The following is a 20,748-nucleotide window of genomic DNA, read 5'->3' on the forward strand; positions in this document are numbered from 1 at the left end:
ACTCTGCGGAAGCAGCACTCGCCTGGCCCGCGGGCTCCAGCGACGGCCCCCGCTCCGGCTCCAGCCCCAGCTCCAACTCGAGCTCCAGTCCCAGCTACGACGCCACCTCCGGCTCCGGCTCCGGCTCCGACTCCAGCTCCAACTCGAACGCCGGCGCCAGCACCAGCTCGGAGTCGAGCTCCAGACCCAGCAGAGCGGACACCAAGCATCGCGGTGGCCCCCGCCCCTGTGCTGTCGGGAGCGCTCATGCCGACTCGATGATCGCGGCGGCGGCTTCACGCGCGGCCTGCGGTGAGCGCGTCGCACGTGCCGCATCGGCCGCGGCGCGGCACTGCTCGATCTCGGTATCCACCAGAGTCGCACGCACTCTCGCGAGAGCGGGCACCGACATCGACAAGCTGGTCACGCCAAGGCCGACGAGCACCGGCGCCAGCGCTGGGTCGGCCGCGGCCTCTCCACAAACGCCGACCGGTTTCCCGGCTGCGGCGCCGGCAGCCCCGACCATGGCGATCAGGTCGAGTAGCGCTGGCTGCCACGGGTCGAGCAGAGGGGCCAAACCGCCGGCCATCCGGTCGGCCGCGCAGGTGTACTGGCTGAGGTCGTTGGTGCCGATGCTGACGAAGTCCAGGTGGGCGAGCAGATCAGCGGCTCGCAGCGCCGCAGACGGAATTTCGATCATGGCACCCACCCGCGACAGGCCCTGGGCGCGTGCCGTCGCGGCGAAACCCTCGGCCTCCTCTGCGGTGGCGACCATCGGCGCCATCACCGACAGGTCGGCTCCGGTGTCGGCGGCCGCACGAGCCAGCGCCGCCAGCTGGATGTCGAGGGTCTGCGGGTAGACGGTGCCGACGCGCAGGCCGCGCACGCCGAGAGCCGGGTTGGCTTCGGCACCGAGGTCGAGGAAGGCCAGGGGTTTATCGGATCCGGCGTCCAGTGTCCGCGCCACGACCGGGCGGCCCGCGAAGCGGCGCAGGACCTTGGTGTAGGCGGCGACCTGCTCGTCGAAGGCCGGCGCGTCTTCTCGTCCCAGGTACAGGAATTCGGTGCGGAACAGTCCGACGCCCTCGGCATCCGCGGCACTCGCGCGCTCGGCATCGTCGAGGGTGCCGATATTGACCATCAGCTTGATCGGCGTACCGTCGCAGGTCCGTCCCGGCCCCGAGGTCGCCGCGATGCGCGCCGATGCCGCGGCGGCGGTTTCGGCGGCGGCCCGCTGTCTCTGCGGGCTGGGGTCGATGACGACCGCACCGGACGTGCCGTCGATCAGCACCGGCGTCCCTTCGACCAACCGGTCGATGCGCGAGCAGTTGACTACGGCGGGCAGCCCGAGTGATTTCGCCAGAATCGCGGTATGGCTGGTCGGCCCGCCCTCGGCGGTCAGCAGACCGATGACATCGCTGTCGCCGAGCAGCGCGGTGTCCGCGGGCGCCAGATCGCGCGCGACCAGTACGAACGGGTAGCCCGGAGCTGGGATACCCGGAGGGGAGACGCCGAGCAGGGCCGCCACCGTCCGGTTGCCGATATCGCGCAGATCGGTGGCGCGCTCGGCCAGGTATCCGCCGAGCGCGGTGAGCTTGTCGCAGTAACCCTCGAAGGCCATCCGCACCGCGTGCGCGGCCGGCAGGCCCGCGACGAGGTTCGCCTCGGTCGCCGCGACGATGCCCGGATCGCGGGCCATCGCCGCCGAGGTCACCAGAATCTCGGCGGCGACACCGGTCACCGCGCCGGCGCGTGTCTCGAGATCGGCGGCCACAGTGTCCAGAGCCGTACGCACCCGGTCGATTTCGGTGGCGACGGAGGCACCCACCGGATCGTCGGCGGAGGTCTCGATCGGGGCACCGAAGCTCAGCCACGGCGCGCACACCACACCCGGGCTGACACCGAGCCCCTGGATGGTCTGCTCGGATTCGGCCATCAGGCGGCGTCGAGGTCGGAGGCGAGCAGGTCGACCAAACCGTCGAGAAGGCGATCGGCGCCGTCGCCTTCGGCCCGCAACGTCACCTCCGTCCCGTACTCGACGCCAAGGGTCATCACGGCCAGCATGCTCGCCGCGTCGACAGGGTCGCCGGCGCCGACGGCGATCGTCACCGGGATGCCCGCAGCCCCCGCCGCGTGGGTGAACTCGGCGGCCGGTCGCGCATGCAGCCCGACCTTCGATCCGACGACAACGCTACGTTCAGCCATGGTCACTTACCTTCCACTTTCTTCGCGGTCTCGTTCCCTACCTCGGCCACCAGCGGCGCGTCGGTCCGGGTATCGGCTTCGGCGGCCAGCGCGCGCGTGGCCGCTTCCTCGCCGGTGTCGAGCACTTCGGCGTCGGTTTCGGCTTCCCGGCCCGGAGTGCGCAGGTTCCACTTCTTGATCACGAAACTGAACAGCAGGTAGTAGATCACCGCGTACCCGAGTCCGATGGGAATCAACAGCCACGCGTCGGTGGCCTTGCCGAAGTTCAGCGCGTAGTCGATGAAACCGGCCGAGAAGGTGAATCCGTCGTGGATGCCGAGCGCATTGACCAGCGCGTGCGAGGTGCCGGTGAGGACGGCGTGCACGACATACAGCGGCCACGCCACGAACATGAAGGAGAACTCCAGCGGTTCGGTGATGCCGGTGACGAACGCCGTCAGACCGGTGGACAACATGATGCCGCCGACGAGCTTCTTCTGTGACGGGCGCGCGTTGCGCCAGATGGCAAGGGCGGCAGCCGGAAGCGCGAACATCATGATCGGGAAGAACCCCGTCATGAAGGTGCCCGCGGTCGGGTCACCCGCGAAGAAGCGGTTGAGGTCACCGCGCACGATCTGGCCCTGCACGTTCTCGTAGTCGCCGATCAGGAACCACAGTGTGGTGTTGAGGATGTGGTGCAGCCCGGTGGGGATGAGCAGCCGGTTCGCGGTGCCATAGACCCCACCACCGATCACCGAGTTCTCGGCGACGGTTTCACCGACCCAGGTCAGCCCGGCGTTGAACAGCGGATACACGAACGCCATCAGCACACCGACAACCAGTCCGGTGACCGCGGTGAGGATCGGGACCAGTCGCCTGCCGTTGAAGAAGCCGAGGTAGTCGGGCAGCTTCGTGCGGTAGAAGCGCTGCCACAGCAGCGCCGAGAGTAAGCCCATCACGATGCCGGCGAGGACGCCGTAGTCGATCATCGCCTGCGCGCCCTTGGGGTCGGTTTTTCCCTCGAGCACGATCGGCGACATCGCGTCGAAGACCCCATCGACCACCATGTACCCGACGACAGCGGCCAGCGCGGTCGACCCGTCGGCCTTCTTCGCCCAGCCGATGGCGATACCGACCGCGAAGATCAGTGGCAGCCAGGTGAAGACGGCCTGGCCCGCCGCCGAGATGACGCTCGCCGCGCTCGACAGTGCCGAGAACCGGCCGAGCAGATCGTCCTGGCCGAGCCGCAGCAGGATGCCCGCCGCGGGCAGCACCGCGATCGGCAGCATCAGGCTGCGCCCGAGGCGCTGCAACCCGGCGAATGCCGCCGATTCCTTTTTGGGGCTGTCTACGACCGTCATATCGACCTTCTTCGTACGCCGGCGACCGGCGATTCGGCGTGGTGGACGCACCGGACGCCACGCTCGCGCGGTTCCGGAATGAACTGTTGTGAACCAGCAACCCAACGGGTACTGTCCGGTCATAACCAGTTGTTAGTTTGACCAGGTGGGGGCCGGATGTCAACCGGCAAATATGATCCAGGTAACACGGCCCGGCCCACTTCCGGCACGGCATATGAGCCAACGAGGGAGAACACATGTCCAAAGCGGACGCGATCGTCAGCGGCCTCGGCGGCGCGGACAACATCGTCGAGATCGAAGCCTGCATCACCCGGCTGCGCACCGAGGTCAAGGACGGCGATCTGGTCGATGAGGCCGCCCTCAAGGCGGCGGGCGCGCACGGCGTGCTCAAGTCCGGCTCGGTCGTCCAGGTCGTAGTTGGCCCGGAGGCCGACACCCTCGCCGACGACATCGGGGACCTGCTGTGAGCGTTTCGGTGCTGGCGCCGCTACCCGGACGCGTCCTGGCCCTGGCCGATGTGCCCGATCCGGTATTCGCCGACCAGCTCGTCGGATCCGGTGTCGCCATCGATCCGGCCCGCGACCGCGGCCCGATCGAAGTGATCGCGCCCATCGCGGGCAAGATCGTGAAATTGCATCCGCATGCCTTCGTCATCGTCGGCGCCACGGGAACGGGAGTGCTCGTGCACCTGGGCATCGACACGGTGAAGCTGGCAGGTGAGGGGTTCACCCTGCTCGCCGCCGAGGGCGACGAGCTCGACGCCGGTGCGCCGATCGTGCGGTTCGATCCGACCCAGATCGATGACACCGGATATTCGGCCGTCTGCCCGATCGTGGTGATGGATTCGGCTCGGGATTCGGTGAGCGCACCGGCCGTCGGGACCGATATCGATTCCGGTGCGGCACTCTTCGATTGGAATGCCGGCTAGCAATTTCGGCTTGGGCAGGGCGTATCGCGTCCTGCCCGCGCCGCGTTCACCGCGGTATGCGCTCCTGCCCGACCTCCATCTGTAGCTGGTAGCGGTCGGAGCGGTACCAGCTCTGAGTGTGTTCGACCGCCACCCCACCGCTGAACGAGGTCCGGTCGAAATGCAATACCGGCGCGCTCTTCTTGACCCCGAGCAGCGCGGCGATCCCGGCGTCGGCGGCGGTCGCGTTGACGGTCTGGGTGGCGCGCTCGATCGGCATTCCGTAGCGCTCGGCGCTGGTCTGATAGATCGAGGCGGTCAGATCCACCTCGATCAGTCCGGGCAACAGTTCGGGATGGAACCAGCCGTCATCCACGCTGACCGGTTCGCCGTCGGCCAAGCGCAGCCGCTTGATGTGGGAGGCCCTTGTGCCGTCGGCCAGGCCGAGCGCACGCGCCGACGCTTCCGGGATGACGCCCTCCTCGGCGATCAGGACCACCGTCGTCGGCTGATGCCCTTGGGCGCGCATCTCCTCGGTGAACGAGGCCAGATGCAGTTTCGACTGCACCGGCCGATGCGCGACGAAGGTCCCCTTGCCGCGGACCCGGACCAGATGCCCCTCGTTGACCAGTTGCCCGATCGCCTCACGCACGGTGATCCGGCTGACGCCGTAGTCCTGCATCAGGTTTCGTTCGCTGGTCAGCAGATCGCCCGGCTGTAGCTCACGGGTGCACTTGTGCAGCAGGATGGCCCGCAGCTGCTCATGTTTGGGGATCGCACTGTCACGCAGCGGCACGGGCATCACAGCGGCTCCTTCGTCGAGGACCGGAGAGACGCTCTGGCCGGTGAGGTCCCGACCGGTACGGTCCGGTTATCCCGAGCGTACTCCCTCACCGCGCCGCATCGGATAGTCGCGCAGGCGGGCGGGTGCGGGAACCGGCTACCAGTCCCCGCACCCACGCCGCGATCAGCTCTCGACCGGAACCGGCTCCGGCGTGACCACTTGCGGCGGCTTGGCCCGCAACAGCACCAGCCCGAGCGCCGCGGCCGCGAGGCTGAAGCCGGCGCTGATCCACGCGCCGGTCGACATCGCCTCGGTGAAGGCCGCCTTCGCCGGGTCGGTGTAGCCGAGTTCGAAGGCCGCACCGATGGATTCGCGCGCGGCATCGGGGGCATCGGCAGGCATATTCGCGGTGAACACCCCGGCAAGCACACTGCCGAGAATGGCGATGCTGATCGCCATGCCGACCTGCTGCAACGTGTCGTTCATGGCCGAACCGACACCCGCGTGTTCGAGCGGAATCGCACTCATGATGGCCGCGTAGGCAGAAGGGCCTGCCAGGCCGCCACCCATACCCATGATCAGCATGCTCAACAGCACCGCCACATATCCGGTACCGACCGCGAGCACCACGAAGGCCACACCCATCACCAGCAGACCGCTCACGATCAGGGTCTTGTTGCTCAGTTTCTTACCGAGTGTGGCGCCGAGGCCGTTGCAGACCGCGGCCGCCACGGCATACGGCAGCAGCGCGAGCCCTGCCTTCATCGGCCCGTAGCCGAGTACGAATTGCAGGTACTGGGTGAGCATGAACATGATCGCGCCCATACCGAACACCATCAGCAGCAAGGTCAGGCAGGTACCGGTGAAATCGCGATTGCGGAACACCGCCAGCGGCAGCATCGGATGCTCGGACCGGCTCTCCCACACCACGAACGCGACCGCCGACACCACAGCGAGGCCGATCACCGGGATGTTCCATTCGCGCTCGATGATCACATACACCGCCGAGACCAGCGCCAGGATCGACAGCAGCACGCCGACCACATCGACCGGCCGCTGCTCGCCTGTCGATTCCGGCATCAGGATCAATGCGGCGACGATCGCCAGGATCGCGACCGGAATATTGAGCAGGAACACCGAACCCCACCAGTAGTGCTCGAGCAGGAAACCGCCGAGCGTCGGGCCGATGACGATGCCGACCATCGACACCGTGGTCCAGGCGGCCATGGCGAGGCGTCGCTCATCTTGATCGAAGGTGGTCATCAAGATCGACAGCGTCGACGGCATGAGCAGCGATCCGCCCACACCCATCGCCGCCCGCGCGAGGATCACCTGCCACGGTTCGGTGGCCACCACCGCCGCGAGCGAGGCCACGCCGAACACCGCGAGGCCGAGGATCAGCATCCGGCGCCGCCCGAACCGGTCGGACAGGCTGCCCGCGGTCAGCAGCAGACCCGCGAACACCAGGACATAGGCATCCAGGATCCACTGCACATCCGACGGGGTGGCTCCTAGCTCCCGGATCAGCGCCGGAATGGCGAGGTTGAGCACCGTGCCGTCGATCATCAGTACCAGTAGGGATAGACACAGGACCCCCAGGATCCACCAACGCCGGGGGTCTCGTACAACGTTCGATTCCACTCGCACAGCGTACGAGAAACTCGCACAGCGTGCGAGTGAATATAGAATGGCCGCGTGACCAAGCAGTTCAGCTCGGTATGGAGCCGGGAGCCACGCCAGCCCAAGACCTCGGGGCTGCGCCGCGAACAGATCGTGGAGGCGGCGGTCGAGATCCTCGATACCGAGGGCATGGCCGCGCTCAGCATGCGTAAGCTCGGCGCCCGGCTGGATGCAGGCGCGACCAGCCTCTACTGGTACGTGGCGAACAAGGACGAGCTGCTCGAACTGGTCCTCGACGAGTTCTGGGGCATGGTGCAGGTACCGGAACCGGACCAGAAGTCTTGGCAGGAGGTGGCGACCGCGTTCGCCTACAGCCTGCGCGACACCATGTTCAACCATCCGTGGGTGGCTACGCTGATGGGCCACCTGCCAAGCATCGGTCCCCAATCACTGGTGTTGACCGATCGGCTGCGCCGGACCTTCGTCGGCGCCGGTTTCCACGGCAACGACGTCTATCTCGCCACCGGCACGTTGTTCTCCTTCGTGCTCGGCCAGGTGCTGCCCGCGATCGCCTGGCGCAACGCATACGGCGACGACGACATCGACACCTCCAGCGTGATCACCGTGCTGGAGAGCTACGGCTCCGACTACCCCGACCTACTCGGCGACTACCGCAACACGGTGCCTGCCGACCCCGACGTGGCCCGCGCCGTGGCCTTCGACTTCGGCCTGATCTCGGTCCTGGACGGACTCGGTGTGCGCCTACGCGGCGGGCCGGGCGCCGAATCACCTGCCGAACCGGATCGCCCCGGAGCACACCGCTGATATCGGGCCGACCGTGCGCACGAGTTGCGCTCCGGGCGCACGAGTTTCCGGTGCGCTAGTCCCCCGCGGCGTATTCGATGAGGATCGCGGCCAGGAACTGCAGGCTCTCGGCCGGCGACAGGGCCTGGACGCTGAGCTGGTTCATCACCGACATGTACAGCTCCACATCGTGGCGTTTTTCCATGTACAGCGAGCTGGTCAGCTGCTCGGTGTAGACGATGTCGGGGAGTTCGGGTTCCGGGAAACGCAGGATGCTGAACGGACCACCCGCGGCGGGGTGGCCACCGGCCGAGTACGGCAGCACCTGAATACGTACGTTGGGCAATTCGGAGATATCGATCAGATGCTTGATCTGCTCACGCAAGACCTTCATACCGCCGACCGGCCTGCGTAGCGCGTTCTCATCGATGACCGCCCACAGCGTGGGTGCTGCGCGGCGGTGCAGAATCTTCTGCCTGCGTATGCGTACCGCGACCCGGCGCTCGGTCTCGTCGTCATTGCCGAGCATGATGACCGAGCGCGCATAGTCGGCGGTCTGCAGCAACCCGGGAATGAATTGGGCCTCATAGGTGCGGATGGTGGTGGCGGCCTGCTCGAGCCCTACGTAGGTCTCGAACCATGCGGGCAACAGGTCGCTGTAGCTCTGCCACCAGCCCGGGTCGTTGGCCTTGCGGGCCATGTCCAGATAGGGCTCGCGCTTGTCGTCGTCGGTGACGCCGTAGAGGGTGAGCAAATCCCGGATATCGCGTTCCTTGAAGCCCGTGCGTCCCAGTTCGAGCCTGCTGATCTTGGCGTGCGATCCGCGGATGGCGTCCCCCGCCGCTTCCCTGCTGACACCGCAACTTTCCCGAAGCCGACGCAGCCTGCTGCCGAGCGCGATCCGGATCACTGTCGGACCACGTTCTGCCACAAGCAGTTCCACGTTGTCGCTGTTGTCCTGGTCGTTGGTCATGGACCGCCTCTGGCCGATAGTGGATAGACCGCGATCTGCCCGGTCACACCCACCGGCTCCACCGCGTCGGTTGCAGATCCTACTCGCTCCTGTAGCGAAACCACCGGAGCCCGTTACCCGTCGGCGATCGGCATCGCGTGGTGTGCGGCGACGGCCTCGGCGCCCAGTGACACAGACTGGTCGGTCGATGAATGATGCGTCGCGTCGGCGGGCCCGGATCGAATGCTCCCGCAACGACCGAATTGCGTGGATTTTACAGCGGGACAACGGCATAACTTCTTCTCGATACCGCGCGCGGCCTTCGCCCGATGCGTACAGTCACACCCATGGGTGCCGACGGGAGAGGAGCCCCATAATGCCGATGGACGACGATGATCTCGGTGGGCGTGTCGATCCGGACACGCCGAGCATTGCCCGCGTCTACGACTACGGACTGGGCGGTTCGGACTGGTTCGAGATCGATCGCAAAGTCTATGAACACCTACTCACCGTGGTGCCGAATCAGAACGCGGTCGGTGCGGCCAACCGGCGCTTCCTGGAACGCGTTGTGCGCTATCTGACCAGCCAGGCGGGCATCACTCAGATTCTCGATCTCGGCAGTGGTCTACCGACGCAGAAGAACACCCATCAGATCGCCCAGGAGCTGGGTGCCGAAGTGATGGTCGTCTACGTCGACAACGACCCGGTCTGCGTGCGCCGCGGCAAGGAGCTGCTGGAAGCCAACGACTACACCCACTTCCTCGATCTCGACCTCACCGAACCCGCCGACGTCCTCGGCCACCCCGCGGTGAACCAGTACCTCGATCTGAGCAAGCCGGTGCTGATGATGCAGTGCGGCACGTTGCATCACGTCGACGACGATCGAGACCCGGCGGCCATCATGGGCGAGTACGTCGACGCACTCGCCCCCGGCTCCTTCGCCATGATCAGCCACTTCTTCGATCCCGGCACCGAAGACGACGAACTGCACCAGCTGGCCCGCCGCGCCGAACGCGCCCTGCACGACGAAGGTCTCGGCACCGGCCGCTGGCGCACCCGCGAGGAACTGATGCCGTTCTTCGGCGGACTCGAACTGCTCGAGCCCGGACTCGTACCACTCGACGATTGGTGGCCGTGGGGCCCCGACGAGCGCGAGCGCGTTCCGGACGAGTATTTGATCATCGGCGGCGTCGGCCGCAAACCGTAGTTCTGTTTCATCCATGTCATCCACCCGTTCCGCACACACCACGACGCAGGAGGCCGCAATGTCAGCGGACGCCGACACGACCGCACAGATCACCGAGCAGGAGGTCCGGGACAAGCTCTCCGGCATCCTCGCCACCACCAGCATCGATCTCGCGACGTCCAAAGACGGCGCCAACTGGTGCTCGAGCGCGTTCTTCGCCCATCTGGACGACGACCCGTTCCGGCTCACCCTCATTCTCGAATCGGGCGGGCGCACGCTGGAAGCGTTGCGCGCCAACCCGAATGTCGGCATCAAGGTGGTCAGCGGCGGATTCGTCGATCCGTTCGCCCAGGGCGTCGGCACCATCGAGGTGCGCGGCGCCGACGATCGGGACGAAACTTTCCAGGCCCTGGTCCAGAAGGAGCCGATGATCGAACCGTTCTTCGCCACCCCGGTGGAAGCGCTGATCGTGCATGTCGACTGGTGGCGGGTCACCCACGTGGGCGGCGGGTGGCTGCCGGGCCGCAGGCTCGATCGCGTCGCCTCGGCCTGATCTCCGCCGCGCACATCATCGCGGCCGGCCGCCGCAGGACGCGAATCCTTCGTCGGCCGAATGAATCCGGAGCCATTGCCGGGAAGCTCACCGAACCCTACGCTAGGTGAGCTGGATCACAGTTACTGCAGAGAGAGGTACCCGATGTCCCAACCCGCTCCCCAGACCGGTGTTCGCGCTCCGGTCGGTGTGGACACCACCCGAGCGAGCATTGCGCGCGTCTACGACGTGAGCCTGGGCGGCAAAGACAATTACGACGTCGACCGCGCCGCGTTCGACCAGATCCTGCAGGCCGCGCCCCGGCAGCGTGATGTCTCCACGATGAACCGGCGGTGGCTGCACCGCGCCACCAGGTACATGGCCGGCACCGTCGGCATCGACCAATTCCTCGACATCGGAGCGGGATTGCCGACCGTCGGCAACACCCATGAGATCGCCCAGAGCCAGAACCCGCAGGCCACCGTCGTCTACGTCGACAACGATCCGGTGTGCAACGCACACGGCCGGGTGCTGCTGGAACAGAACGAGTACACCCACTTCGTGCCCGCCGACCTGACCCAGCCGAACACACTGCTTCAGGACGACGAGGTGACCAGGCACCTGGATATGGATCGCCCGCTCGGGCTGATCCTGTGCGGCATCCTGCATCACGTGGACGACGAGCTCGACCCCGTCGGGATCATGCGTCAGTACATCGACGCGCTTCCCGCAGGTTCCTATGTCGGCATCACCCACTTCTGGAACCCGAACGATGGTTCCGAACTCGCCGATCTCGCCGTGCGCCTGCAGCACCAGTTCACGGAGATGGGGCTCGGATCTGGCTGGTACCGCACCAAGGAAGAGGTCGCCGCCTACTTCGGCGATCTCGAGATGGTCGAGCCCGGCCTGGTCGAACTCGGACAGTGGTGGCCGATGGGCCCGCCGGTGCGCGAGCCGTTCCCCGAGGAACGCCTCATGATCGGCGGGGTCGCCCGCAAGCGCTGAGGATCACGGCCACAGCGGGTTCCGCAGCCGTCTGGGCGGAACCCGCTGCACTGCATGCCGCGCCGATTTCGTCGGTACGCTGACACCATGATCACGCTCAAAAAAGAAGACGGTGCCGCGGATCTGAACGGCATCAGCAAACTGAGTGTCGGGGTGAGCTGGGATCCGTCCGCGGGTGCCAGCGGCGGCGCGCTCGGCTGGGCTCGCCGCAAGCGCGGCGTCGACCTGGACCTGATCGCGATTCTCATGCAGGGCGCCGAGCCGGTCCGGTTCGCCGGCTTGGATTCGCTGGACCCGCTGGGCAACGGCTCGGTGCTGCACTCCGGCGACGAGCAGACCGGCGCCGCTTCAGGCGACGACGAGTCGGTGCAGGTCACCTTCGGCGAGGTTCCCGGCGGTATCGATGCAATCGTATTCGTCGCGGCAGCCTTCAAGAAGGGCAGCAGCTTCGAGAAAGCGAACAACATCTCGTTCAAGGTCTACGACGCGACCGGCGGCGACAGCCAGCAGGTCGCCGACATCTGGCCCTCGCTGCTCGGCGCCGACAATGCCAATGCCGTCGCCCGCGCCTTCCGCTCGGGTGAGAGCTGGCAGCTGGAAGTACTCAACCGCAAGGGCAAGGTCAAGCAGGGCGATAAGCAGGCCCTGCTGCGCTTCGCCATGCAGTAGTGCGCGCGTGGTGGCGGAGCATCCACGGCTCCGTCACCACCCCTGGATCGTCGACCTGCGCCGAAATCACTGCGCCACAACCGATGAGCGAATTCGACGGCCGCTAGGCCGTCTCGTCGTCGATGCCGAGCCCGAGATGCTCGATGTGATAGACAGCTTCGTCCAGCAGCATCGCCACATGGCTGTCATAGAGCCGGTAGATCACGCTTCTGCCCTGCCGTGAGCCGGTGACCAGCCCCATCGCGCGCAACAGTCGCAGCTGATGAGATACCGCGGACTGCTCCATCTCGACGGCTTCCACCAGATCCCCCACCGAACACGGCCCATGCCGCAGCCGGGTCAGAATGCGCAGCCGACTCGGCGTCGCGAGCGCCTGCAGAGTCGCGGCCACTGTGGCTGCCGAGTCGGCATCCAGCTGTGCGGGCGGTGTGGTTCTGCCCTCGACTCCGTGTCCCACGAGATCACTGTACCTTGCGGGATTACATGAAGACATGTACATGTATTCCTGTAGTTCTGCCTTGGCGTCGATCTCGAACGGACCATCCCGGATGACCACCTCCCCATTGCTCGATCGACCGCAATCCGCGTCGCCGCCGCCGCGGCGGCCGGACCGCAGAACGATCTGGGCGTTGCCGGATGTGCGGTGGGCGGTAGCTGCTACGGCGCTGTTCGTAGCGGGTGTCTCGGCACAGTGGGCCGGTGCACCCGAATGGTTGGGGTGGGTGCTGTTCGCGGCGTGCTATCTGGCCGGCGGCTGGGAACCGGCGCTGGAAGGTATACGCGCACTGCGGAACCGGAGCCTCGATGTGGATCTACTGATGATCGTCGCGGCATTCGGCGCCGCCGCGATCGGGCAGGTGGTCGACGGCGGACTGTTGATCGTCATCTTCGCGACCTCCGGTGCGTTGGAGGCGGTCCTGACCCACCGCACCGCCGAAGGGGTCCGCAGCCTGCTCGATCTCGCACCGGATCGCGCCACTGTCGTCGACGAGGACGAACATGAACGGATCGTCGACGCGCACACCCTCACGGTGGGCAGTCTGATCCTGGTGCGACCCGGTGAGCGGATCGGCGGCGACGGCGTCGTCGAATCGGGGGTGAGCGAGGTCGATCAGGCGTCGATCACCGGCGAACCGCTGCCGGTCACGGCCCGGCCGGGCGATGAGGTCTTCGCGGGCACCATCAACGGGACCGGCACGCTGCGGGTCCGGGTATGCCGCGACGCAGCCGATTCGGTGATCGCGCGCATCGCCGACATGGTGCGGGAGGCGTCCGAATCCAAGGCCCGAACCCAGGTGTTCATCGAACGAGTCGAGCAGTGGTACTCCACCGGCGTCGTGATCGCCACTCTCGCGGTGCTGTTCGTACCGCTGGCCGCGGGCGCGGCCCTACAGCCCGCACTGCTGCGTGCGATGACGTTCATGATCGTGGCCTCGCCGTGCGCGATCGTGCTCGCGACCATGCCGCCGCTGCTGGCCGCGATGGCGAATGCGAGCAGGCACGGTGTGCTGGTGAAGTCGGCGGTGGTGATGGAGCGGTTGGGCACGGTGGACACGGTGGCCTTCGACAAAACCGGCACGCTCACCGAAGGCAGCCCGCAGGTCGCCGGGATCCACACCCTCACCGGCGATCTCGAACCAGAGCCGATGCTCGCGCTCGCGGCAGCGGCCGAGCGTAACAGCGAACACCCCATCGGTGCGGCCATCGTCACTGCCGCCAGACAGCGCGAGCTGCCGCTTTCCGAGGCCACCGAATTCGATTCGCAGCCGGGCCGAGGCGTGCGCGCCACCGTCGACGGCCGGCACATCGAGGTGGGCAGCCCAGCACATCTGCTCGAGGCCGCAGACACCGCAGCTCCCGCGCAGGCACTCGTCGCCGCGCTGGAGTCGACCGGCGCGACCGCGGTGGTCGTCGTCATCGAGGGCTCCCCCGCCGGTGTCCTCGCCGTCACCGACCGGCCGCGCCCCGCCGCGGCTCAGGCGGTGGCCGACCTCACCGAGCTCACCGGGCACACCCCGATCCTGCTGACCGGCGACAACCATCGCGCCGCCACCGCGCTGGCGCGCTCACTCGGCATTGTCGATGTCCGTGCGGGCCTGCTGCCCGAGGACAAGGCGGCAGCGGTGCGGGAACTCGGCGACCATGGCCGTCGGGTCGCGGTCGTCGGCGACGGAGTCAACGATGCCCCCGCCCTCGCCGCCGCGCACACCGGTATCGCCATGGGCCGCACCGGGTCCGATCTCGCGGTCGAGACCGCCGACGCGGTTGTCGTCGGCGATGATCTCCGCACCGTCGCGGCAGTGATGGCGTTGTCGAGACGCGCCCGACGCATCGTGGTGGCGAATCTGACGATCGCCGGGGCTTTCATCGCGACGCTGGTGACCTGGGATCTGGTCGGCACGCTGCCGTTGCCACTCGGTGTCGCCGGGCACGAGGGCTCGACGGTGATCGTCGGGTTGAACGGCATGCGGCTGCTCACCGATCGCGCGTGGCGTGAGGCGGGACGGCCCGGCGACGCGTGAGCGCGCACCGGGCCGTGCGGTAGTGCAGTGTGGTCAGCTTGCCGATCGGTCTTCCGGGGAATCCTCCGGCGTCTCCTCCACGGCTTCGGTCACCAGCTCGAAGTCACCGTCGTGCCGCTCGGTGCCCTGCAGCACCGCATCGACGACCAGCTGTACGCCGAGATCCTCCCGCTGAATGATCGGGTCGGAGCGCAGATCGCGATACAGCGACACGCACATGAAACCCATCACCACCATGAACGGCAGTGCTACGACGGTCGTGAGCGCTTGCAGACCGGTCAATGCGCTGCCGAGATCGTCCGGGTCGGCGATGACCAGCATGATGGCCGCGACCGCACCCGTCGCGGTACCCCAGAAGATCACCGTGCCGCGGGACGGCTCGATACTGCCCTTCTCCGACAGCGTGCCCATCACGATGGACGCGGCATCGGCGCCGGAGACGAAGAAGATCGCCACCAGCAGCATCACCAGCCCGGCGGTGAATGATGCCAGCGGATAGTGGTCGAGCAGGTGGAACAGCGCGAAATTCTCGTTCACCGAGCCGTCGACCTCGGTCAGATCCCCGGTCTCGCGCTGCTGTTGAATGCCCGCGCCGCCGAAGATCACGAACCAGATCAGGCTCACCACGCTCGGCACCAGCAGCACACCGGTGACGAACTGACGGATGGTGCGGCCGCGGCTGATGCGCGCGATGAACATCCCGACGAACGGGGTCCAGGAAATCCACCAGGCCCAGTAGAAGATGGTCCACAGCGACAGCCAGCGCTCCATGTCCTCGCCACCGCTGACCCCGGTGCGCGAGGCCATCGTCGGCAGCATGGAGACGTAGTCGCCCAGCGCGGTGGGCAGGAAGTTGAGCATCACCAGCGTCGGGCCGCCGATGAAGACGAAGGCCGCGACCGCGAGCGCGAGCACCATATTGATGTTGGACAACCATTGGATGCCACGGTCGATGCCAGAGATCGCGGAGATGATGAAGGCGATGGTCAGGCCGGCAATGATGGCCACCAGGCCGACCTTGCCCATGGTGTCGATCCAGCCGTTGAACTCCATACCGGCGCTGATCTGCAGCGCGCCGAGGCCGAGCGAGGCGGCCGAACCGAACAGCGTCGCGAAGATCGCCATCATGTTGATCGCCTGACCGCCGATACCGTCGGCCTTGCGGCCGAGGATCGGCCGGAACACCGAGGAGATCAACTGGGAGCGGCCTTTACGGAAGGTGCTGTAGGCGATGGCCAGGCCCGCCACCGCATAGATCGCCCACGGATGCAGGGTCCAGTGGAACAGTGTGGTCGCCATCGCGGTCTCGGCCGCCGCGGGGCTACCCGGCTCGGCCGTTCCCGGCGGCGGGTTGACGAAATGCGACAGCGGTTCGGCCACACCCCAGAACATCAAGCCGATGCCCATTCCGGCGCTGAACATCATCGCGATCCACGAGACGGTACGGAATTCCGGTTTCTCGCCGTCGGCACCGAGCGGGATCTTGCCGTATCTGCTTGCGGCCAGCCAGATCACATACACCACGAAGACCGTCGCGATGAGCACGAACAACCAGCCGGTATTGCTGATCACCCACGACTGCGCGTTTCCCGCCGCGGTGGCCAGGCTGGTCCGGTCGATGACGCCCCATGCCACGAACGCCAGTGATCCGAGGGCCGTGACGCCGAAAACGAGGCGGTCCAGTCCTGGTTTCGCTGGTGATCTGCCAGCAACCCGATGCACCTTCGCCTCGGTGTCCCGGGAGTTCCTGTCGGCGCCGATCGACATTGAATCGGGGTCCTTTCAGATCGCGAACGATCGCTGTCAGGCGCTCGTTCTTGTCCCGCAGCAACCGTACAGCGTCACACCTGCGCTGCATCGCCCGACACCTCTGGCGATAGAGTCAACGCAGCCGAACGGGTATACCCCAGCCGACTCGGCGCGAAACCCAGCGCCGCCCTCCGAGCCCGACCGCACATGAGTTCGCTACACCCCGGTGATCCGAACCCAGATCAATGCGTCACGGTGTGGCGGTGCCGGAATGACCCGGCAGCACACAGACAGCGTCGAGCCCGAGGACATGGTTTAGCCTGCCGAAGGCGAGCCAGGAACCGATGCTCATGCTCAGTTCGACGATCTCGGTCTGGCTGTAGCAGGCCGACATTCGCGCCCAGAAGTCCTCGTCCAGATTGTGGTGATCGAGCACGTAGCGTTCGGCGTATTCGGCCGCCAGCCGGGTGCGGTCATCGAAAACGTCGGTGGTACGCCACTCGGCGACGGCGTCGAGAAAGCCCTCCTCGACTTTGCTGCCATCACGTTCGGTGCGCCAGTCCAGGCAGAACAGGCAACCGTTGAGCTGGGCGATGCGCAGCCGCGCGGCCTCGAATTCGGGTAACCCGAGAGTGGAGTGGGAGTACACCGCGAGCGAGAAGTTCGAGGCGGCAATGCCGATGCCGGGGACCATTTCGCCCCAGACGTAGCCGATGGGGTCTTTGCCCTCCGGAATGTCGATTCTCATGTGCGGTTCCTTCCGAGCCTGCCCGCCGCGGGACGCAGCGGGATATCGAGCGCGTCATATATTCCCGGCTCTGCCGCGGTGAGCCAGTCGATGGCGGCGACCAACCGCCCGACGGCGGTCGCATTGCCGCCCGCGGCGTAGTTGCCGTCCTCGTCGGTCGCCTCCACGGTGACCTCGATGCGCGGGCGACCCTCGACGATCACCCGGTGGGCCCCGGTGCCATTGGGCGGTACCGGCCAGTCCGGCGCACACGACGGATGGATCCGGGTGATGTGCTCGATGACGATCGCAGGCTCCCCCGCGACGATCCCCTGGACCTCGAATCGCATGGCGCCCTGAGTTCCGGCCGCGAATTCACCCATCGCAGCGGTGCTGATGGTCGTCTCGAGTTCGCGGCGAACGACGGTCTCGCGGATCTCGTCGAGTTCGACCCCGAGCGCCCGCGCCATGAGCCGAATCTGGCCGCCCCACACCATCGTCGGCACGCTCGGCGCGACCATGGGTGGGTCGTAGTCCATGGGCTGACCCATGCCGACGAGGTAGCGGACCGAATCGGGCTGGTCGTAGCTGGAGTAGTCGAAGATCTCCTGACAGCGGATGCCGTCGACAACGGTGCCGAGACCGCTCATCAGCAGCGGCAGCACATCGTTGCCCCAGCCCGGGTCGATACCGGAGACGAACAGCGACCCGCCGCCCGCCTCGATCGCGGACAGGGCCTTCTCCCGTTGTTCGGCGGGAGCGTTGCGCGCGTCGTAGAAGGCGTAGAGAGCCGGGGTGACGACTACCGCACCCACGTCGATCGCGGCGACGATATCGGCGAGCGCGTCGTCGGGGCGGATCTCGCCGGAGGCGGCGTAGACGACGGCGCCCGGTCGCGCCGCCAGGACCGCCGCGACGTCGGTGGTGGCGGCGACGCCGAGCTTGTGGTCCAGTCCGGCCAGCTCACCCGCGTCACGGCCGGCCTTGTCGGGGTTGTGCACGATGACATCGGTGAGTTCCAGCCCGGGATGCGCCGCGACGGCGCGGATAGCCGCTCGGCCGACGTTCCCGGTGCCCCACACCGCCGTGGAGATCATCGCGCGAGTCTAGCAAGCGCTTGGTTGATGTGAGGGCGTTTTCGCGGGTCGATCGCGGTCGTACGGTGGCGAGGGTGACCACCTTCCGAAAGGCCGACTCCGCGACTCCGCCGGACTTCTATCCAGCCGAGGCCGCAGGACTGCGCTGGCTCGGCGCGGCGGGGGCGCCGGTCGTCGAGGTGCTTTCGGTCGACCGTGCACACATTGAGCTGGCACGGCTACCGCACGGCAGGGCGACGGCAGTCAGCGCTCACCGATTCGGTGCGGCACTGGCGAGAATGCATGATTCCGGGGTCGACGGTGCCGGATTCGGTTGTCCACCCGCCGGTTTCACCGGCCAGATCTTCATCGGCAAACGTCCCATGAGTAGCGTCGAGCACGATCGCTGGGGTGCGTTCTATGCCGCCGAACGGATCGCGCCCTTCCTGGCCATCGCCTATGACGCGGGCAGTGTCGATCGGGCCCAGCGCGCCGATATCGAACGGGCCTGCGCCGTGGTGGCCGATGGGCGTTTCGATGACGGCCAGGCGCCGTCGCGGATCCACGGCGACCTGTGGAACGGAAATGTGGTGTGGACCGGCGAGCAGGCGGTGCTGATCGACCCGGCGGCGCACGGCGGGCACCGGGAAACCGATCTGGCGATGCTCGCACTCTTCGGTTGCCCTTACCTGGACCGGATCATCGACGGATATCAGTCCCGGCACCGGCTGACCGACGGCTGGCAGGCGCGGGTGCCGTTGCACCAGCTGCATCCGTTGGCGGTGCACGCGGCCGGGTACGGCCCGGGATACGGGCAGGCACTGCATCAGGCGGCCTTGGACACGTTACGGCTCTAAGCGTGTTCACGTCGGACGCGGCCGCTCGCCAGAACAGAACCATGTACGCCTTCCAGACCGTCCGGACGTCGCAGACTCGGCCCGGAGGCAGTCGTGAGCTCCCGCAGCCGTGCCACCGTTCGCTGGTCGGGGTCGCACACCTACGGGTTCGCACCGAGGATGGTCACCGGATGCCGTCGAGTGCAGGACCGGAGGCGTGCTCGGTGACGGTGGTCGATTTCTCGTCGCGCGTAAGCGGGTCGGTCGCACTCCACGCCTCGACCACACCCGGTACACCGTCCTGCACGACAAAACTCGCCCGAGTATGAATGGGCGCTCCCGGCCGCTCTACAAAGGGCACTACACGAAAGTCGGTGCGCCACAGCTGCTCGTCCACCTCCACCCGCACGTACCCCCGCTGCCCGTTGTAGAACTTCAGATCAGGGTTCGCGGCAAGCAACTCGTGGCCGCGCGCGGGTAGATCCACGCCGTTGCCGCCGCTGGTGATCGATGTGCCCGTGAATTCAGCGGCCACCACTGCGGATTCGGGGTCGGCGGCATCGCGGCGCAGATCGGCGGCATAGTTCTCGTGGCGGTCACCGGTGAGCACCACCAGATTGCGCACCTCGCGCTCAGCGGCGGCACCGAGGATCGCGGCGCGTTCGCTCGCGTATCCGTCCCAGGCGTCGGTGGAGACGGCGACACCCGGTCCGGGATCGTGGTCGGTTCGGCCCATCACCACCTGATTGCCGAGAATCTGCCAGCGCGCGGGTGAGCGGGCGAATCCATCCAGCAGCCACTCGCGTTGAGTACCACCGAGGATGGTGCGGTCGAGCCCGCGCACATCCGCGCATCCGGTGACGATCTCCCCACCGCACGCCTGCCGGGTGCGGTACTGGCGGGTGTCGAGCATGGTGATCTCGGCGAGTTCACCGAAGCGGTAGCGCCGGTGCAGGCGCATATTCGGACCGGACGGAAGCTGCGCCAATCGCAGTGGCTGATGTTCGTACATGGCCTGGAAGGCGGCCGCGCGACGGCGCAGGAACACTGCGCGCAGTACATCGATATCAACCGTGGTTGCGGCGGCGTCACCGGCCCAGTCGTCGTCGATCTCGTGATCGTCCATGGTGACCAGCCACGGGAATGCCGCATGCGCGCGACGCAGCAGCTCTTCGGATTTGAACCACGCGTAGTGCAGTCGGTACCCGGCCAGATCGCGGGATTCATGGCGCAGCGGCGAAGGCACCTGCATATCGCGGCGACGGCCGGTCAACGGATACTCGTAGATGTAGTCACCGAGGTGCACCACCAGATCGAGGTCCTCTGCGGCCATATGTCGATACGCGGTGTAGTGCCCGTCGTTCCAGGCCTGACAGGAGGCATAGGCGAAACGCAACCGCGCGCTCGTGCCGGGTGCAGGCGCGGTGCGAGTGCGGCCCACCGGCGAGACCGCCGCGCCGGCGCGAAACCGGTAGAAGTACCAGCGCTGCGGGTCGAGTCCGCCGATCTCGGGATGCACGCTGTGCCCGAGCGCGCGATCAGCCACCACAGCACCGCGGCGCACCACGTGCCGGAACTGCTCGTCGTGGGCGACCTCGTAGTCGACGGTCACCGGATGCCGCGGCATCCCGCCGAGCCCGTCCGGGGCGAACGGATCCGGCGCCAGCCTGGTCCACAGCACCACACCATCCGGGGTCGGTTCACCCGAGGCCACACCCAGGGTGAACGGGTCACCGGTCCAGCGTGGCGCCCGGAACCGGGCGCCGGAGACCGCGCAACTTCCCGCCAGCGCGGCGGCCGACGCCACGCCACCGAACCGCAACAGCTGCCGACGGGACAGGCCCATGCCTCATGG

20 protein-coding genes are annotated in these 20,748 nt (G+C 67.0%); 9 read left to right on the plus strand and 11 right to left on the minus strand.

What is annotated here, in order from left to right; genetic code table 11:
- Window positions 1-244: 244 nt before the first annotated feature.
- The 3 genes from ptsP to ACFXNW_RS07375 are packed head-to-tail and all read right to left on the minus strand — an operon-like array spanning window position 245 to window position 3,524.
- Window positions 245-1,915 (minus strand): phosphoenolpyruvate--protein phosphotransferase, encoded by a 1,671-nt coding sequence (ptsP, locus tag ACFXNW_RS07365; RefSeq protein ID WP_379416709.1) that lies wholly within the window; start codon window positions 1,913-1,915, stop codon window positions 245-247.
- On the minus strand, window positions 1,915-2,184 hold the full coding sequence (locus ACFXNW_RS07370) for an HPr family phosphocarrier protein (protein WP_379416710.1): 270 nt from the start codon (window positions 2,182-2,184) through the stop codon (window positions 1,915-1,917). Before ACFXNW_RS07370 ends, ptsP begins: the two co-directional genes overlap by 1 nt.
- A 2-nt stretch (window positions 2,185-2,186) precedes the next feature.
- The gene (locus ACFXNW_RS07375) at window positions 2,187-3,524 is read right to left on the minus strand and encodes a PTS transporter subunit EIIC (protein ID WP_379416712.1); all 1,338 of its coding nucleotides are present in this window, start codon (window positions 3,522-3,524) and stop codon (window positions 2,187-2,189) included.
- Between the two features lie 236 nt (window positions 3,525-3,760).
- On the opposite strand from ACFXNW_RS07375, the gene ACFXNW_RS07380 reads away from it, so the two are divergent.
- Complete coding sequence (locus tag ACFXNW_RS07380; protein ID WP_379416713.1) at window positions 3,761-3,991, plus strand: glucose PTS transporter subunit EIIB; 231 nt, start codon at window positions 3,761-3,763, stop codon at window positions 3,989-3,991.
- A complete protein-coding gene (locus tag ACFXNW_RS07385) occupies window positions 3,988-4,452 on the plus strand; it encodes a PTS glucose transporter subunit IIA (RefSeq protein ID WP_379416714.1) in 465 nt (154 codons plus the stop codon). The genes ACFXNW_RS07380 and ACFXNW_RS07385 overlap by 4 nt, the downstream gene beginning before the upstream one ends.
- Before the next feature lie 46 nt (window positions 4,453-4,498).
- Here the strand turns inward: ACFXNW_RS07385 and ACFXNW_RS07390 are convergent, their stop codons facing one another.
- Window positions 4,499-5,236: a GntR family transcriptional regulator gene (locus tag ACFXNW_RS07390; RefSeq protein ID WP_379416715.1), complete on the minus strand. Its 738-nt coding sequence runs from the start codon at window positions 5,234-5,236 to the stop codon at window positions 4,499-4,501.
- Window positions 5,237-5,398: 162 nt separating this feature from the next.
- Complete coding sequence (locus ACFXNW_RS07395; RefSeq protein WP_379416717.1) at window positions 5,399-6,862, minus strand: MFS transporter; 1,464 nt, start codon at window positions 6,860-6,862, stop codon at window positions 5,399-5,401.
- Window positions 6,863-6,910: 48 nt separating this feature from the next.
- Between ACFXNW_RS07395 and ACFXNW_RS07400 the strand changes: the two genes are divergently transcribed.
- Window positions 6,911-7,660 (plus strand): TetR/AcrR family transcriptional regulator, encoded by a 750-nt coding sequence (locus ACFXNW_RS07400; RefSeq protein WP_379416719.1) that lies wholly within the window; start codon window positions 6,911-6,913, stop codon window positions 7,658-7,660.
- A gap of 55 nt (window positions 7,661-7,715) precedes the next feature.
- Here ACFXNW_RS07400 and ACFXNW_RS07405 read toward each other — a convergent pair whose 3' ends face one another.
- Complete coding sequence (locus tag ACFXNW_RS07405; RefSeq protein ID WP_379416721.1) at window positions 7,716-8,612, minus strand: helix-turn-helix domain-containing protein; 897 nt, start codon at window positions 8,610-8,612, stop codon at window positions 7,716-7,718.
- A gap of 355 nt (window positions 8,613-8,967) precedes the next feature.
- Here ACFXNW_RS07405 and ACFXNW_RS07410 point away from each other — a divergent pair, with 355 nt between their 5' ends.
- From ACFXNW_RS07410 to ACFXNW_RS07425, 4 genes are all read left to right on the plus strand, one after another.
- Entirely contained in the window at window positions 8,968-9,798 is an 831-nt protein-coding gene (locus ACFXNW_RS07410; protein WP_379416723.1) for an SAM-dependent methyltransferase, read from the plus strand.
- 58 nt (window positions 9,799-9,856) lie between these two features.
- Window positions 9,857-10,330: a hypothetical protein gene (locus ACFXNW_RS07415; protein WP_379416724.1), complete on the plus strand. Its 474-nt coding sequence runs from the start codon at window positions 9,857-9,859 to the stop codon at window positions 10,328-10,330.
- A 144-nt stretch (window positions 10,331-10,474) separates the two neighbouring features.
- Window positions 10,475-11,314: an SAM-dependent methyltransferase gene (locus ACFXNW_RS07420; RefSeq protein WP_379416726.1), complete on the plus strand. Its 840-nt coding sequence runs from the start codon at window positions 10,475-10,477 to the stop codon at window positions 11,312-11,314.
- Between the two features lie 87 nt (window positions 11,315-11,401).
- Window positions 11,402-11,983, plus strand: coding sequence for a TerD family protein (locus ACFXNW_RS07425; protein WP_379416728.1), 582 nt, complete (start codon window positions 11,402-11,404; stop codon window positions 11,981-11,983).
- A gap of 103 nt (window positions 11,984-12,086) precedes the next feature.
- On the opposite strand, the gene ACFXNW_RS07430 is transcribed toward ACFXNW_RS07425, so the two are convergent.
- Complete coding sequence (locus tag ACFXNW_RS07430; RefSeq protein WP_379416729.1) at window positions 12,087-12,440, minus strand: ArsR/SmtB family transcription factor; 354 nt, start codon at window positions 12,438-12,440, stop codon at window positions 12,087-12,089.
- 91 nt (window positions 12,441-12,531) lie between these two features.
- Here ACFXNW_RS07430 and ACFXNW_RS07435 point away from each other — a divergent pair, with 91 nt between their 5' ends.
- The gene (locus ACFXNW_RS07435; RefSeq protein WP_379416731.1) at window positions 12,532-14,505 is read left to right on the plus strand and encodes a heavy metal translocating P-type ATPase; all 1,974 of its coding nucleotides are present in this window, start codon (window positions 12,532-12,534) and stop codon (window positions 14,503-14,505) included.
- A 33-nt stretch (window positions 14,506-14,538) separates the two neighbouring features.
- On the opposite strand, the gene ACFXNW_RS07440 is transcribed toward ACFXNW_RS07435, so the two are convergent.
- From ACFXNW_RS07440 to ACFXNW_RS07450, 3 genes are all read right to left on the minus strand, one after another.
- Window positions 14,539-16,272, minus strand: coding sequence for a BCCT family transporter (locus ACFXNW_RS07440; protein ID WP_379416732.1), 1,734 nt, complete (start codon window positions 16,270-16,272; stop codon window positions 14,539-14,541).
- Window positions 16,273-16,504: 232 nt separating this feature from the next.
- Window positions 16,505-17,002: a carboxymuconolactone decarboxylase family protein gene (locus ACFXNW_RS07445; RefSeq protein ID WP_379416734.1), complete on the minus strand. Its 498-nt coding sequence runs from the start codon at window positions 17,000-17,002 to the stop codon at window positions 16,505-16,507.
- Window positions 16,999-18,078, minus strand: a complete 1,080-nt coding sequence (locus ACFXNW_RS07450; protein WP_379416736.1) for a dihydrodipicolinate reductase — start codon at window positions 18,076-18,078, stop codon at window positions 16,999-17,001. The genes ACFXNW_RS07445 and ACFXNW_RS07450 overlap by 4 nt, the downstream gene beginning before the upstream one ends.
- A 65-nt stretch (window positions 18,079-18,143) precedes the next feature.
- On the opposite strand from ACFXNW_RS07450, the gene ACFXNW_RS07455 reads away from it, so the two are divergent.
- Window positions 18,144-18,914, plus strand: coding sequence for a fructosamine kinase family protein (locus ACFXNW_RS07455; RefSeq protein WP_379416738.1), 771 nt, complete (start codon window positions 18,144-18,146; stop codon window positions 18,912-18,914).
- Between the two features lie 163 nt (window positions 18,915-19,077).
- On the opposite strand, the gene ACFXNW_RS07460 is transcribed toward ACFXNW_RS07455, so the two are convergent.
- Window positions 19,078-20,739 carry an alkaline phosphatase D family protein gene (locus ACFXNW_RS07460; protein WP_379416740.1) on the minus strand — a complete coding sequence of 554 codons (1,662 nt, stop codon included), beginning with the start codon at window positions 20,737-20,739 and terminating at the stop codon, window positions 19,078-19,080.
- Between the last annotated feature and the right edge of the window lie 9 nt (window positions 20,740-20,748).

The sequence above is a fragment of the Nocardia sp. NPDC059180 genome (assembly GCF_042754945.1).
Taxonomy (GTDB): Bacteria; Actinomycetota; Actinomycetes; order Mycobacteriales; family Mycobacteriaceae; genus Nocardia.